At 59.5% G+C, this 15,651-nt stretch carries 12 protein-coding genes and 2 pseudogenes; 7 read left to right on the forward strand and 7 right to left on the reverse strand.

Annotation, left to right across the window (positions count from 1 at the left end; all coding sequences use genetic code 11):
* Nucleotide 1: 1 nt before the first annotated feature.
* Together nadD and LJU32_00950 are read right to left on the reverse strand one after the other, a co-directional pair.
* On the reverse strand, nt 2-691 hold the full coding sequence (gene nadD, locus LJU32_00945) for a nicotinate-nucleotide adenylyltransferase (GenBank protein WKV89107.1): 690 nt from the start codon (nt 689-691) through the stop codon (nt 2-4).
* A gap of 1 nt (nt 692) precedes the next feature.
* Complete coding sequence (locus tag LJU32_00950) at nt 693-1,964, reverse strand: glutamate-5-semialdehyde dehydrogenase (GenBank protein ID WKV89108.1); 1,272 nt, start codon at nt 1,962-1,964, stop codon at nt 693-695.
* Between the two features lie 177 nt (nt 1,965-2,141).
* Here LJU32_00950 and LJU32_00955 point away from each other — a divergent pair.
* The 6 genes and pseudogenes from LJU32_00955 (at nt 2,142) to LJU32_00980 (ending at nt 12,227) form a co-directional block, all read left to right on the forward strand.
* Nucleotides 2,142-2,836, forward strand: a pseudogene (locus LJU32_00955) (DNA-3-methyladenine glycosylase).
* Nucleotides 2,837-2,962: 126 nt separating this feature from the next.
* Complete coding sequence (locus LJU32_00960; GenBank protein ID WKV89109.1) at nt 2,963-4,279, forward strand: bifunctional DedA family/phosphatase PAP2 family protein; 1,317 nt, start codon at nt 2,963-2,965, stop codon at nt 4,277-4,279.
* A gap of 452 nt (nt 4,280-4,731) precedes the next feature.
* Nucleotides 4,732-6,597, forward strand: coding sequence for a hypothetical protein (locus tag LJU32_00965; protein WKV89110.1), 1,866 nt, complete (start codon nt 4,732-4,734; stop codon nt 6,595-6,597).
* A 263-nt stretch (nt 6,598-6,860) separates the two neighbouring features.
* Nucleotides 6,861-7,391, forward strand: a complete 531-nt coding sequence (locus tag LJU32_00970; protein ID WKV89111.1) for a hypothetical protein — start codon at nt 6,861-6,863, stop codon at nt 7,389-7,391.
* A 14-nt stretch (nt 7,392-7,405) separates the two neighbouring features.
* Entirely contained in the window at nt 7,406-10,144 is a 2,739-nt protein-coding gene (locus LJU32_00975; GenBank protein ID WKV89112.1) for a calcium-binding protein, read from the forward strand.
* Nucleotides 10,145-10,394: 250 nt separating this feature from the next.
* The gene (locus tag LJU32_00980; protein WKV89113.1) at nt 10,395-12,227 is read left to right on the forward strand and encodes a hypothetical protein; all 1,833 of its coding nucleotides are present in this window, start codon (nt 10,395-10,397) and stop codon (nt 12,225-12,227) included.
* A gap of 45 nt (nt 12,228-12,272) precedes the next feature.
* On the opposite strand, the gene LJU32_00985 is transcribed toward LJU32_00980, so the two are convergent.
* The 5 genes and pseudogenes from LJU32_00985 to LJU32_01005 all read right to left on the reverse strand — a co-directional run bounded on the left by LJU32_00985 (nt 12,273) and on the right by LJU32_01005 (nt 14,939).
* Complete coding sequence (locus tag LJU32_00985) at nt 12,273-12,851, reverse strand: hypothetical protein (protein WKV89114.1); 579 nt, start codon at nt 12,849-12,851, stop codon at nt 12,273-12,275.
* Nucleotides 12,852-12,918: 67 nt separating this feature from the next.
* Nucleotides 12,919-13,149: a hypothetical protein gene (locus tag LJU32_00990; GenBank protein WKV89115.1), complete on the reverse strand. Its 231-nt coding sequence runs from the start codon at nt 13,147-13,149 to the stop codon at nt 12,919-12,921.
* Nucleotides 13,150-13,273: 124 nt separating this feature from the next.
* Nucleotides 13,274-13,849, reverse strand: a pseudogene (locus LJU32_00995) (LON peptidase substrate-binding domain-containing protein).
* A gap of 11 nt (nt 13,850-13,860) precedes the next feature.
* Nucleotides 13,861-14,577, reverse strand: a complete 717-nt coding sequence (locus LJU32_01000; GenBank protein ID WKV89116.1) for an LrgB family protein — start codon at nt 14,575-14,577, stop codon at nt 13,861-13,863.
* A complete protein-coding gene (locus LJU32_01005; GenBank protein ID WKV89117.1) occupies nt 14,577-14,939 on the reverse strand; it encodes a CidA/LrgA family protein in 363 nt (120 codons plus the stop codon). Before LJU32_01005 ends, LJU32_01000 begins: the two co-directional genes overlap by 1 nt.
* A gap of 191 nt (nt 14,940-15,130) precedes the next feature.
* Here LJU32_01005 and LJU32_01010 point away from each other — a divergent pair, with 191 nt between their 5' ends.
* Nucleotides 15,131-15,586 (forward strand): MaoC family dehydratase, encoded by a 456-nt coding sequence (locus LJU32_01010; GenBank protein ID WKV89118.1) that lies wholly within the window; start codon nt 15,131-15,133, stop codon nt 15,584-15,586.
* Nucleotides 15,587-15,651 lie beyond the last annotated feature (65 nt).

Below are 15,651 nucleotides of genomic sequence, written 5' to 3' on the forward strand. Positions count from 1 at the left end.
TTCAGTTCGACGCACGGTACAGACCGTGCGCATCGATGTAGGCCAGGACCGCGTCGGGCACCAGGAAACGTACCGACTTACCGCTGGCCAGCAGTTGACGGATCTGGGTGGCGGAAACCGCGAGCGGTGTCTGCCAGACGAATGCAATCTGTCCGCTCGGCCCTTTCAGGGCCAGCGGGTCGCTCACCGAACGCGCTGCCAGCAGGTTGCGCAAGGCATCCGGCGGTTCGCTGTCGGCGTCCGGGCGCTGTAGCACCAGGATGTGGCAATGCTGGAGCAACTCTTCCCAGCGGTGCCAAGTGGGCAGGCCGCAAAATGCGTCCCAGCCCAAAAGCAGAAAAACCTGGGTCTCGGCGGGCATCTCTGCGCGCAGCGACTCCAGGGTATCGATGGTCCAGGACGGTTTGTCCCGCTGCAATTCGCGGGCGTCCACCACCAGCGGCGGCAATCCGGCCACCGCGCACTCGACCATCGCCAGTCGATCCTGCGCCGACACCTGCGGCGTCCCGCGATGTGGCGGGCGCGCGTTCGGCATCAGGCGCAACTCATCCAGCGCCAGCGCTTCGACAACTTCCAGCGCGCCACGCAAATGGCCGATGTGCACCGGGTCGAACGTACCGCCCAGCACGCCAATGCGTTGCGGGCGCGACTCGCTGCCGGTGTGCGGCGCTGTCAGGTCGAGGTCGGTCAAGTCAGACCGTCGCCTGGCCGCGCAACTGGCCATCGCCGACCACGATGTACTTCTCGCAGGTCAACCCCTCAAGCCCTACCGGGCCGCGGGCGTGCAGCTTATCAGTAGAAATGCCGATTTCGGCACCCAGTCCGTATTCAAATCCATCGGCGAAGCAGGTCGGGGTGTTGATCATCACCGAGGCCGAGTCGACTTCCGCCACGAACCGGCGGGTGTCGGCGAGGTTTTCGCTAACGATCGAGTCGGTGTGATGGGAGCCGTAATGGTTGATGTGCTCGATCGCCTGCTCCAGACCGTCGACCACGCGGATCGACAGAATCGGCGCCAGGTACTCGGTGTGCCAGTCGTCTTCGCTGGCCGCGACCGCTTCGATGATCGCCCGGGTGCGTTCGCAACCGCGCAGCTCGACGCCTTTTTCGCGGAACTGCGTAGCCATCGACGGCAGGAAATCCTTGGCAACAGCCTGATCGACCAGCAGGGTTTCCATCGCGCCGCAGATACCATAACGGTAAGTCTTGGCGTTGAAGGCAATGCGCTGGGCTTTGGCCAGGTCGGCGTGTTCGCTGACGTAGACGTGGCAGATGCCGTCCAGGTGCTTGATCACCGGCACGCGGGCATCGCGGCTGATGCGCTCGATCAGGCCACGGCCACCACGGGGCACGATGACGTCAACGTATTCCGGCATGCTGATCAGCGCGCCGACAGCGGCACGGTCGGTGGTTTCGACCACTTGCACCACGGCGGCGGGCAGTTCGGCCTCGGCCAGACCGCGCTGAATGCACGCGGCAATCGCGCGGTTGGAATGAATCGCCTCGGAGCCACCGCGCAGAATGGTCGCGTTGCCCGACTTCAGACACAGGCTGGCGGCATCGATGGTCACGTTCGGCCGGGATTCGTAGATGATCCCGATCACGCCCAGCGGTACACGCATCTTGCCGACCTGAATGCCCGACGGACGGAAGCTCATGTCGCGGATCGCGCCAACCGGATCCGCCAGTGCAGCGACCTGACGCAAGCCGACGATCATGCCGTCGATGCGTGCCGGAGTCAGTTCCAGACGTTCCAGCAGCGCCGGCTCCAGACCGCTGGCGCGACCGGCAGCCAGATCCAGCTCATTGGCTGCGGCCAGCTCGGCGCGCGCGGCGTCCAGAGCATTGGCGGCAGCCTGCAAGGCGCGGTTTTTCTGCGCGGTGCTGGCGCGACCGATGACCTTGGAGGCAGCGCGGGCGGCGCGACCCAATCGGGTCATGTAGTCAAGAACGGACTCAGTCATGGTCTGCTGGGATCTTGGCAAAGAGGAAAGCGGCAGATTATAGCTGTCGCGTCCCGGGACTAACAGCGGTGACGGGCGGATGGTCGAAATGAACTGCGTTTGGCCATCGTTCAGACGTAATTAAGCTGAGCGTTGTTATCATCAAGGCCTCTTGAGCCTGGATAAACCCTGCCCATCATGACCAACGTGCCCCTTTGCCCCGAGTCCGCGCGCCTGCCCGTGGGCCTGCCGGACAGTTTTTCGACCGCGACGCCCAGGTTCTGGCGCAGGCGCTGCTCGGCAAAGTCATCCGCCATCGCGTCGGTGATCTGTGGCTGAGTGCGCGAATCATCGAGACTGAAGCCTATTACTTCGCGGAAAAAGGCAGTCATGCCTCGCTCGGCTATACAGAAAAACGTAAGGCTTTGTTTCTGGACGGCGGGCACATCTATATGTACTACGCCCGCGGCGGTGATTCGCTGAATTTCAGCGCGCAAGGTCCGGGCAATGCGGTGCTGATCAAATCCGCCTATCCGTGGGTCGATGAAGTCAGCGGTCCGGCGAGTCTGGCGCAAATGCTGCTGAACAATCCCGATGCCCAGGGACGGCCGCGTTCGACGCAGAAGTTGTGCGCCGGGCAGACCTTGCTGTGCAAGGCACTCGGTTTGAAAGTACCGATGTGGGACGCCAAGCGTTTCGATCATGAATTGCTGCTGGTCGAAGATACGGGGCCGGCGCCTTCTCACGTTATTCAAACCACCCGGCTGGGGATTCCACTGGGTCGCGATGAACACTTGATGTATCGCTTCGTTGACGCCGCGTATGCGCAATGGTGCACGCGGAACCCGCTGCGACGGGGTCAGGTCGAAGGCCGGGATTATTTTCTTCTGTAAACGCTTACCCCTGTATGAGCTGCCGCAGGTTGCGATCTTTTGATTTTGCTTTAAAGAAACAAGATCAAAAGATCGCAGCCTGCGGCAGCTCCTACCGGGATTATCAATAGTCTGGAGTTTTTCTGTATGGGCCCATGGCTCGATAGCATCACCGGATGGCTCGGCGCCAATCCACAGTGGCTGGCCGCAGCGGTGTTCATCGTTGCCTGCGTGGAATGTCTGGCGATTGCCGGGCTGATCGTGCCGGGCACGGTGCTGTTGTTTGCCGTGGCGGTACTGGCCGGCAGCGGCGCGCTGTCCTTGAGCGAAACGCTGCTGCTGGGCTTTCTCGGTGGCATCCTCGGTGATCTGATTTCGTATTTCCTCGGCCGCCATTTTCACCAGAACATACGCCGCCTGCCCGGGCTACGCCATCACCCGGAATGGATGGCCCGCGCCGAGTCGTACTTCCAGCGCTACGGCATCGCCAGCCTATTGGTCGGGCGCTTCATCGGCCCGCTGCGACCGATGCTGCCGATGGTCGCCGGGATGTGCGACATGCCCTTCCCGCGTTTCTTCGCCGTCAGCTTGCTCGCCGCCGCTGGCTGGAGCCTGGCTTATCTGTTGCCGGGCTGGGCCACGGGCGCAGCGTTCCGCCTGCCATTGCCTGAAGGGTTCTGGCTGGAGGCCGGGATCGTCGCCGCCAGCCTCGCGGTGATGGTCGGCCTGAGCGTCAACAGCAGCGTGCGTCGCCATCGTCGCGCGACGATCTGGATCGGCAGCATGAGTCTGTTGATCCTGATCAGTCTGTTCATCGGCTATCCCTACCTGACCGCGCTCGACAATGGCGTGATGACTCTGGTGCAGGAACATCGCCAGCCAGCGCTGGATGAAATCGCCGTGACGCTGACCCTGATCGGCGAATTCCGCAACATGCTGCTGTTCAGCGCCCTGCTCGTCGTGCTGTTGTTGCTGTGCAAGCAGTGGCGCCAGGCGGTGTTCGCCGGCGCCACCATGCTGATCACCGCCATGGCCAACACCGGAACCAAATACTTTTTCGCCCGAGTGCGCCCGGAAGTGCTCAGTGATCCCTTGACCACTTACAGCATGCCAAGCGGCCATGCCTCCGGCGCGTTTGCCTTGTTCCTGACGCTGGGCGTGCTCGCCGGCCGTGGGCAGCCGCCGCGCATGCGCCTGACCTGGCTGTTGATTGCCTGCATCCCGGCACTGGCGATTGCCTTGTCGCGGGTCTATCTCGGCGCGCACTGGCCGACCGACATCCTCGCCGGCGCGATGCTCGCCAGTTGCGTCTGCGCCGGGATGCTGTGGTTGAGCCAACGGCAGACGTCCCTCAACCCGATGCCATTCAAGATCTGGTGGCTGATCCTGCCTTCGATGATCGCGCTGTTCGGTTTCTTCGTGCTGCGTCATTTGCCTCATACGCTGTTGCGCTACGCCTACTGAACATCGACATGCAAGCACTGTTTGTTTCGCGCCGCTCTTTCGGAAAACTCCGACAAGAGCGGCGTTAGTTGCCTACTTGATCTTTCTCCTGCCCGGTTAAACTTCCACACTGAAACCGGCATGATTCCCTGCCCGCAACAAATATAAAACTGACGTTACACAAACAATTGAAACCGCACCAATATCGACTTTCATATCATTTAAAAAGCGTTAGATTGAACTAGCCAATTAATTTCAATGTTGCTTCAGCCAGTTACAAATTGACATCGAAATTAAATTCATGAAACTTCGCTAGTTCAGAGCATTCAATGAGCCCCAAAATACCTCGCAAGCCAACTGCGACGATTACCCATCCATTTGATTCGAGCAATACTGCACCGCGCCGGAACGAGAACTTACCGCTTGATGGTGTTTCCGACTATTTTCGCCCTCCCACTCTTACCGATCTGGCAGTGCCAAACCGTACTGCGGATATTCACGTGCCCGGACTGTCGTCGGCAATACAGGCCGTGGAAATCTCACGCATGCCGACAACGGGCGCCGCTGTGCTGCAACCTGACAGGGTAAATAACTACTGGCTGTCGGAGGCTTTTCTGCACGGCATGAAGCTGGCCGATGCCGACGGGTTTCGCTGGGTGGTCGGCAGGAAATTTGCCGACGTAGAAGTAGACGGCCGATTGCAAACGACCCACGTCGGCCAGGATGAATCCGGAGCCTGGCGCAGCAAGTTGCTGACCGAGCGATTGCCCTCAGGCCCGCGCTTGTACAAAAACGCCGACAGCCCGACCTGGCGTCTGACAGAACAGGTCGCGCCGAAACGCCCGGCCGTGAGCGCAAGCGAACAACCCGACCAGGCATCTGCAGCCAAACGCCCGCGTCCGGTTGCTGCAGCGGTGCCGCTGGATCAACGCCGTTATCGCCCTTCGTGGCGGTCCCCGGACTCTCAGGGGTATCACGAAATGACACCCCGGCCGGGTACGAAGGACACCGATACCCGTTTCGCGCTGCGCGATGAGTTCGGCAATTTGATGCAAGTCGACGCACCGCAGGGCGGGTTCGGCGCGCAGCCTGCGCACTTGCGACAATGGACTGACCAACAGATCTGGCAACTCTACGGCTTGCATGGCCAGGACATCACTCGCTTCCGGGCGGAAGCACAGGCCACCGGCCGCCCACCGCAATGGGCCGAGGCGGCAAATACCGGCAACCCTGTCACCGACTTGCTGCGCAACACCCTGCGCTGGTTGCACCCGGCCATGACCTTGAAGGAGCGCGAAACGTTTCTACAGTCTTATAACCTGCTGCCGAACCAGCTGACGCGATTACAGCAGGACCTGCAAAATCAATTGGCTATTCCGCCGTGGGCGCAAGCGCACAAGCGCCTGCTCGACGAACTCGACAACCCGCAACGCCTCGAGCAATTTGCCAGGGACGCCGTCGAGCAACTCAATCTCAAGCGCAACGCCCGCCACGATTGGTATCACCCTGAAAACAGCCTGACGTTCGAGGTGCGTGAAGCACTGTTGAAAAAACTCGGCTATCTGCGCAACAAGAACAACTGCCTGTACCGCACCGATATTCAGGCACTGTTTCGCGGTGACGAACGCACACCTTTCGAATTGGCCAACGACGGCACCATGCTGCCGCGCTACCACCATGATCCCGGCGCCACCACGCACAAACCCATCAGCGCAACGTTCAGCCTCAATGAAGGCCAGACGTATGCCAGCGCGCCTGATCCCGAATACCTGCGATTCAACAGCCAGACCCAAAAATATCCCGGCCGCGACGCCAGTGACAGCAGCTCGGAGAGTGGTGCGAGTGACGCCAGCGATTCCAGCAGCAGCGCCTCCTCCGACTGGTCGGATGGCGACCGGCCGATTGCCTGGGATCACGAGCGCGGCTATCGATCCGAGCGCACTCGGCAGAAGGTCATGTTCCTGTACGCCCTGGACACCCGCCATCTGGAGGTCGTACCCCATGAAGAAAACATGATGTTCAATTCGACCGCCCGCGACACGCCGCCTACCTGGTTTCCCTCCGACGATTTTGAAGGGCTGATTTCAGTTACCCGCAGCGGACTGGACGCCGAGCGCATCTGGTTGCTCAACGCCGACCAGACCAAAGGCGCCAAAGTAACGGACATCAAGGACATGGCAGGTGCCAGTGCCGAACGCATCGAAGCTGCCACCCACGCCGGGCATGCCAACCACTTCGAGTACGACACGTTGATCGACCATGTCGAGGCAGCAGGTCTGCCCATTCTCAGACTGTCCGGCAATAGAAACGAATTTGGTCATGACATTGTCTGGCCGTGAAACCCCGGGATTGCCCGCACAACCGGTAAGGAAACCGGTGTTCATACACAACGTTAAGGGATTAAGACGTGTCGAAACTCATCTTACCTTCCGCGCATGTTTCCAATGTGCGCCTGCTTCAGGTCACGCCGCTTGATGCCTCGGCCAATGACCATGCGCCCTCTACAGCCAATCTCTCTCATATGCCTGCACCCTCGGCCGGCAAGGGCGCTGAAGCCAGGCATCGACAAACGCTGGCATCGCTCGACAAGCATTTCGGGCCCTTGTCCATCGGGGAAGTCAAAGTCAGTCGGGTCGAGCTGCAAAGACTGGGTGCTGCGGTCAACGGTCAACCGATCGGTCCGGCGAATGCCGATCTGAAAGTCCCGGATCAGATGTTTCTCGATGGTCTGCATTTCGAATCAACGGCCGTTGAAAACCACTTGAGATCCGCTGAGGTTGCCGACAACGGCAGGGCCACGATGCTGTTCTACGAAATTGCCTGCCAGCGCTCGGTCGACGCCGGCCCCATGTTTGTCAGCCCTCTACCAATCGACCCTGGCAGTGCGGTAGACCGGCTCAACCAGTTGGGCAAAGCCGCGCAGAAGCTGGACATTCATCAGGTAGACGCTTTTGAAAACGCACCCGGCTGGGTCAACAAAAGCAAAAGCTACCTGATGAGCGGCGCCGGCGTCGGTCTGCAAGCCTTCGGCATCTACAGTGGTTACATGGCCATGATCGATGCGATCAGCAAAGGGAAAAACTCGAAGCGGTCTTCCAGGGTGGCTCCATTGCCGCCGAGTTCGGCTCTCTGATCATCGAACGCGGCTTGACCAGGACAGGCGAGGCGATGCTCACCAACGGCGGCAATCTTTTCAAATATTTCCCGCTGACCTCGGTGGGCAAATACATGAGCCGGGGCGCCGGTATGTTCGCCAGCGCGATCACCCTGCCGTTCGACATCATCGATGCGGTCAAATCGTTCAACGCTGCCGCCGCTTCGTCGGGAAAAATCGCGCAGGATCATTACGTCAGCGGCGCCCTGAGCGTGGCGGGAGCGGGTATCAGCCTGGTGCTCGGCGTCGCGGCACTGGCCGGTTTCGGCAGCGTCGCCGGGCCGGTCGGCCTCGCCGCGGCGGCTGTGCTGATCGCCGGCTCGATGATTTACCAGGCCGCTCGGGTCGTGGACGATATCGATGACTACATCGAACTGACCGCACTGGAACGCTTGCGCTCAGGCTGGTTCGCCTTCACCGGCCAGGAACTGGATAACCAAGTGATGGATCGCTTCAAGCTGACCAAAGGCTATAGCGATCACGAAAAACGCCTCGAACTGTCGGCCAGAGACCTGCTTGAAGGCGCCTATAAAAACTCCATTGGACACGTAGTCAACGGCGCCTTCCGCACCGAACTGCAATCGGTCGAACTGTGGCGCTATCAGTGGGATGAAAGCGCCGGCCAGGAACCGTTCAAACGCGACAGCCAGGCTGTGATCGTCGGCGCAGACGATGTGATCGATGCTGCCGATGGCTTGCCGGCAGATCTCAAAGGCAAGGTCAGCGGCAGCGCCGGAGAAGGCAAAGGGGTGTTCTGGCGCCTGGGTGATGGCAACGACCGGGTCGCTGGCGTCAAGGCGCAGTCCAATCTGTTCACTTACCGAGAAGGGCACAAAGCGCTGACCGGTGGCGACCAGACCGATGCGTTCTATCAAGAAGTTTCGGACCAGGAGCTCGACCGCTCCGCCAAACCCGCGCACATCAACATTCTGGACGGCGGCGCTGGCGCCGACACCGTGGCGTTCGAAGGCAGCCGCCCGACCGGAGACACTCGCTACGTCGGCCATGACATCAATCTGCAGACCGGCAAGGTCTGGTTGCGCGGTCTGGATCCGGCGGCTGAAGGGCTGGAAATCGCCCATCTGACTTCGATCGAGAACGCTTCGACGCTGCGCAAGGGCACCAGCCACGTTACCGGTACCGACGCGGCCAACCAGATATCTGCCAATGGCTATGATCGCATCAGCGCCGGTGGCGGCAACGACACCATTGCCATTTTCGGCACCGAATGCGAGGTGGATGGTGGCAGCGGTGAAGACCGTTATTACATCGCCAATACCAACGCCCGCACAACGATCATCGAAAATGACGAGCACTCGAGCCGGGTCGAGTTCGGCTGGCCGCGGGCCCTCATTCAACGCTGGCAAATCATCGACACTTCACTGGTGATCACCTCGTTGCGCGGCAAGGATGGCAGTGATCCCGAACACGTGCTGACTCTGAGAAACGTCTACCAGACGATCGACGGCCAGCGCCACCTGAAGAATGCACAGTGGCTGTTTCGCACGCAGGATGGTTATGAACTGCTGGCTCTGCTGCCCAATCAGCCAGGCCAGGCGCTGATTCAGGATATCGAGGTCGCCATCACCGTTAACGGTCAGCCCGCTCAGGCCCCTGCCATCGTCAATAGCGGCACGGTGGCCTTGCAAGCGCAAGCAGCGTCGCGACACTTTGTGGCACGCACGCCGCACAGGGTCGAGTTTGCCGCCGAGCGTAGCGAAACTGCCACGCAAGGGGGTGTCTACCTCGATTACCTGGCCAGCGAGATTGTCGATGTCGTGATCACTTATGACGTCGAAGTTCGCCAGGGTGTATCGGGCAATACGCACCTGACCTACAAGGATATCTGCCTGTCGTTGCTACTGCCCTCCAAAGTGGTTGCGTTCAAAGGCGTGATCAAGACGAGCGCCGCCGCCACCGGTTACGGCGGCCGCAACAGTCTGAAAGTGACCACACCGCTGCTGACGCAAGATCTGGTGCTGATCATGCGGGACGAAGCCTCCTACCGCCTGCAACTGCCGCAGCTGGATTACGCAGCCGACGCCAAGGCCCCCGGCACACGACTGGTCAGCAACCGAAGCTGGCTGAAGCAGCGCAACGGAACGTATCCGTTCACGCGCCCCGTGGTCAGCGAAAAGCCGGAGCTGACCGACCGCCCCTGCAAAGTGGTGATCGAGTCCAGATCCCACACAGGGATTTATCTGCTGGAAGGCAAAAGCTCGACTTACGATATCCATCTGGTCAGCAACTGCATCGTGCGCCTGTCGACACCCGCTGCGGCTGCAAAAACAGCTAACGCCTCGACGTGGAATCTGTTCACTCGCGCCTTGAGCGAAACGGTGAAGCGCGAAGATATCCACCTTGATGGCAATCGCCTGCGCATCGCTAGCGTCACCGTCGAACTGCCGGACATTGACGAGGACACGCCGGTGGAATCGGTGAGTGTGGTGACTTCGGCCGGCCATATCTATGAGGTTTCGCTGCTGTTCGAAGTGTTGCAGTTGTACGTCATCGACGCTCGCCGCTACGCCAGCGTCGCGGCGCTGCACAGCGACATCGAACAACACAGACAGCGCAATGAACTGGCGGCACGGATTTACGTGACCCACATTGGATACAAGGACACCGTCAGTACCGTGGTTTATCACTCGATGCGCCAGCATTGGGGACTGACTGACAACCCGCAGGTGCGAATCAATCCAGAGGATTTGCACATCCCGGCAGATAGCTGAGTGCGCTCAGCGCGCCTGCAACCCGGTGCCAGCGCGGACAAACACCGCGCTGGCACTCGATCACCTCAGCCGATGGACAGGCTGATTCATAAAGAAGGAGTTTATTCATGCGCCAAAAACCCGGGCCTTTGCGCCCTTCACCAACCACCGAAACGCCCGGCAGCTCGACAACGCGGCCGGCCTCCCTGATCGTCCGATCGATCTGGATCTGCACCTGCCCGGTCGGATTCGAGAGGATGGCTCGAATGCCTTGGCGGGCATCGAAACCATCGCTCCTGCCGCCAGCCACTCGACATTACGGCCCGGCATCACGGTCACCCGCATGCCTGATATGCAGAAGCCGCCGCGAGGTCCAGCAAAATCGCCCCTTGAACCTTATGTACAAAGCGTCAGTGCCGACCTGAGGCACGATGCGCAAGGTCTCAGGACTTACAAGGGCCGACAGTTCGCCGATATGGCCAACGATGACGGTTCTGCCGCCGGGCTGACGGTGATGGTTGCCTACCACGACCTGACCAAGGCCTACCGGGCCAGACTGTCCAGCGAGCGAGTGCCATCGGGCCCACCGCTTTATCGAGTCGCCGACACTGATTTGTGGAGCTTGAACAAGCCCATCGAGATGTACCCACCGGATCGCTACACCCTGCACGACTTGGGGTGGGCCAAGGCGCGTTCCGCCCCCGTACCAGATGAGCAAGGCTATTACGCGGTACATGAATGGAAGGAAACGACAAATCGGGAACCAATGATCGCCCGGCCAAATGTCGGTTTCGCATTTCAGGGCAAATACGGTCGCATGATCAAAGTCGACCCGAGCGAAGCTCGCGGGGACACTTCAGTGCCGTTAAAGCTGGCGCACTGGACCGATGCCGAAATCTGGGATGTTTACCACCTGCGCGATGCAGAGATCCTCACCTTTCGTGCCGAGGCCGAGGTCCGAGGTGGTCCGCCGGCCTGGGCAAGGCGCAGAAATACCGAGGACGACCACAAGTTTCTTCTGGACTCCATGAAGTGGTCTCACCCGCAGAAATCCCGCAGCGAATGCGCCGAACTGTTACGTACTTACAACCTGAGCATCGCTCAGCAGAAACGCTTGCGCCCGGAGATGGAAAACGGCTTCCCGGAATGGGCTGAAACGCACAAAGAACTCTCCCGAAATGCACTGGACACCAAACGGTTCGAGCATATCGCCGAGGAGCTCGGCCCTTTCACGCTGAAACTGCGCAATCACGGCGAGGGCCATGAGGGCGACTTACCGCCAGTCAATCAGCGTTATGAAGACGATTTTCTGCAAGGTTATCTGGCGCATGCCGGTTATAAACGCAACAGGCATGACTATCTTTACCGCACGGACATCCCCGCCATGTTTCGCGCCGACCTACGCACACCTTTTGAACTGGCCCGCGACAAACGGCTCGTCAAACTTCGCGGCAACCCTTCGGAGTCCACCAGCAAACGCGCGTTCAGCGCGACGTTTGCTCTGTCCGACGCCTTGAACTACATGGGGTTCGATTACTATTCCAACCCGCGGCATTACAACAGTCAGGCCAATCGATATCCCGGGCACTTTTCCGACAGTGACTCCTCCAGCGGGCATCGGCACAGTACCGACGGAGAATCGGATACATCGTTTGAAATGGATAACTCGCGCGACTATCCGTTGCTGCGGCGCAAACAGATAAATGGCTTCCTCTACATCATCGATACTCGCAATATCGAAGTGGTCCCTCGCGTGGAAAATCTTTACCTCATCAACAGAGATTTTGACGGAGACAGCCTGGAAGGCCGGATCTCCATGCCGACCCGTGGGATCAGTGCAGAACGGATCTGGCTGGTGAATTCGGATCACAGTCTCGCGGCGCGTGTCGAGGATGTGTTCCGACAAGCCGGTGAGGATGCCGTGGCTATCGAGACGTCGACCTGGGAAGGCACCGACCTCGATGTGTGGTCTCGATCGACCCCCTACGATGGTCTCATCGCTGGCGTCGCTCACTCGGGCGGGGTGGTATTGACACTGCCCAAAGGCACGGACACCGATGCCAACGACATCGTCTGGCCAGTCCCCGAACATTACAGGCCCTGACACAAAGCGCGGCGCCATTCACTCCGGAGTGAATGGCGCCTCTGGTCACGCAGCCGAAGGACTGGCTTTGATCACCTTGATCACCAATTGAGCGGGTTTGTTATTGAACGCGTTGTGCGTCGTGAGATTAGGGTCGGCGTCCAGAAACGTGCTCATGCCGTCACTGATATTTCGATACATGGGTTTGCTTTTCGGCTCACTGCACAACTCAATATAGGCCGGCCCGGCTTCGATGTGACTGAGAGAGGTTTTGGTCGCGCCCAGCGTGCTCATTGAGAAATGCTGGAGCGGCGCACTGGTACTCACCAACAGATTATGGGTTTTGTCTTCAATGAATAACCGTGCGCCTCCAAACTTTCCAGAATGGACCACGCTGATCGCATAGCCATCCTTCTGAGAAACGAACCTGAATAGCAGCGGCTTGTGATCTTCGTGGTCGGCCAGCGTGATGAAGCTGGCGAGGCGCAGACTCGCAAGTCCTACCTGTGCATCCAGCTTTTCGCGTTGAGTGATACGCGGGTCGCGCACAATTTCTTGCAATCGGTACTGATTGAGTACTAACGGCCGGCCATCCAGATAAAGATTTGCCGTGAATTCTTCATTGTTGATTATTGCTGTAGACATGGGCTCGCCCACCTGTAAACGCTCCGCCGCTCAACCGCAACGGCAGGCAAAGTAAAAAGGGAATGAATTAAACTGCGCTCGCGGTTACTGTCTTGCTGGCAGTAGCCGACATCTGCGGAATATCGCTGACCGGAACTTTTTCTATCTTTCGTTTACGTCGCGCGATGACCATACGGTCGGCATAAGTTGTGGCAGCATCGATATGCTTACTGACGTTCTGGTCGGCGCCGGCGTGTTTCAAAATATACTTGCCGGCAATATCGTCCCAGAACGCCCGTTCATCTTCATATAACGTCATCACTTCATCCTTGTTATCGAATTACCCGCGTCCTGCGGGCAACTCGAAATTAAGACAAAGACAAAAGCAACACAATGCTGGCAGGTGGCAGTAGTTGATTCAAAGTAAAACTAGGCGAACAACTCCCCTGCAACTCATCAAGCAACGCCTGAATCGCATCCAGCCGCTGCTGCGGATCATCGAGTTGCAACAGGTCGATCTTGTCTTCTTCAGCGAAAGGCAACAGGTAGGCAAGCTGATTGGCCAGCGATTGCTGCCCGCCGGCTTCGGTGCCCATGTCCAGCGCTTCGACCATCGGGTGCTCGGCCAGTGCCTTGAGCAGCGCTACCAGATCGGCATCCTCCTCCTGCAACGGTTGCTCGGGCTCGTCGTCGAGCCATTCGACATCGGCCAGAATCAACTGGTCGCGCTGCACTTCGGTGCGCAACACCGTGAAACGCCGTCCGCCTTGCACGCGAATGCCGAGCAGGCCGTTGTCCTGTTGCTGGAAATCGGTGATCCGCGCCTCGCAGCCGACCATTGCGAAACCTTCTGGTGCCACACCGACTTCGCTGCCCTCAAGGATGCACACCACACCGAAACCGACGCCCTGCTTCATGCAACGGCCGATCATGTCGAGATAGCGCGCCTCGAAGATCTGCAAGTCGAGGTTGCAGCCGGGGAACAGCACCGTGTTCAGCGGGAAAAGCGGCAGACTCATAGACATTTTCCTTACACCACCATCGACACCGCCAACGGCAGGAACACCGCCGTGGCCACGCCCATCAGACTCATTGCCAGCGCGGCGAACGCGCCGCACTCGTCGTTTTCCTGCATCGCCACCGCCGTGCCGACCGCATGCGCGGTCATGCCCAGCGCCATGCCGCGCGCTTCGGGGCTGTGCACGCCGAGGCGGGTCAGCAGCGCCGGGCCGAAGATCGCGCCAATCACCCCGGTGATCAGCACGAACACCGCGGCCAGCGCCGCCACGCCGCCGATCTGCTCGGCGACCAGCATGGCGATCGGCGAGGTCACCGATTTCGGCGCCATGGTCATCAGGATCATGTGATCGGCACCGAACCACCAGCCCAGCGCCACACCCATGCCCGTTGCGACCACCCCGCCTATCACCAGCGTAGTAAAAATCGGCCAGAACAATTGGCGGATGCGCCGCAGGTTCAAGTAGAGCGGCACCGCCAGCGCCACCGTGGCCGGCCCCAGCAGAATGCTGAGGATCTCGGTGCTCTTGCGGTACTCCGCGTAAGTCAGGCCGCAGCCGACCAGCACACCGATCACCAACAACATGGAGACCAGCACCGGTTGCAGAAAGATCCAGCGGGTTTTCTCGAACGCCGCCAGCACCAGTTGATAGGCGCCGAGGGTGATGCCAATGCCGAACAGCGGATGATGAATCACCGAGGCCCACGCGCCTTGCCAGTCGAACAGCATCAGGACTCCTCCGCCGGCGGCGCGTGACGTTTGACCAGCCGTTGCATGAGCACGCCGGCAAAGGCCATCGACACGATCAGCGAGACCACCAGCGCGCCGACGATCGCCCAGAAATCGGCGGCAATCGCCGTGGCATACACCATCACGCCTACCGCAGGCGGCACCAGCAGCAACGGCAGATACCGCAGCAGGCTGCCCGCCGCCTGGTTCAGCGGCTCGCCCACTTCACCGCGAATGATCAGGAACACCAGCAACAGCAGCAGTCCGATGATCGGCCCCGGCAATATCGGCAACAGCAAATGATTGAGCGCGGTGCCGAGCAATTGGAACAGCACCAGCAGGGTCAGGCCACGTAACAACATCCGACATCTCCGTCTTACATTTTCAGCCAGCAGAGCTCGGCATTATAAGCATGCCGGCGCTATGGACCGGCATTCGCCAAAAGCATGGTCGGTTGACCTGAGCAAATCGCCATGATGATCTACAGTGGTTCGCAGGCCGGTCAAATCCGCCCTGAAAAACTATAAAACCGATGAACCCAAGGAGAGTCTCAATGCCCTATGTTCCCGTTGCAGAGCTCAAAGATTATGTCGGCAAGGAACTTGGACGTTCCGAATGGCTCACCATCGATCAGGAGCGCATCAACCTGTTCGCCGAAGCCACCGGTGATTTTCAGTTCATTCACGTCGATCCGGTCAAGGCTGCGCAAACGCCGTTTGGCAGCACGATTGCCCATGGTTTCCTGTCGCTGTCGCTGATGCCGAAACTGATGGAAGACATCCTCGTGCTGCCCGAAGGCGTGAAGATGGTCGTCAACTATGGCCTGGACAGCGTGCGCTTCATCCAGCCGGTCAAGGTCAACTCGAAAGTCCGACTGAAGGTCGACATGGTCGAAGTCACCGAGAAAAAACCCGGCCAGTGGTTGCTCAAGGCTACCGCGACACTGGAGATAGAAGGCTCGGACAAACCGGCCTACATCGCCGAGCCACTGTCGCTCTGCTTCGTCTGATCATCCCGGATGCGAAGCAGCGCACGCTGTTTCGCGTCACGTCTGTATATATGCGACGCATAGCT

Source organism: Pseudomonas sp. B21_DOA, from assembly GCA_030544685.1.
Classification (GTDB): domain Bacteria; phylum Pseudomonadota; class Gammaproteobacteria; order Pseudomonadales; family Pseudomonadaceae; genus Aquipseudomonas; species Aquipseudomonas fluorescens_AO.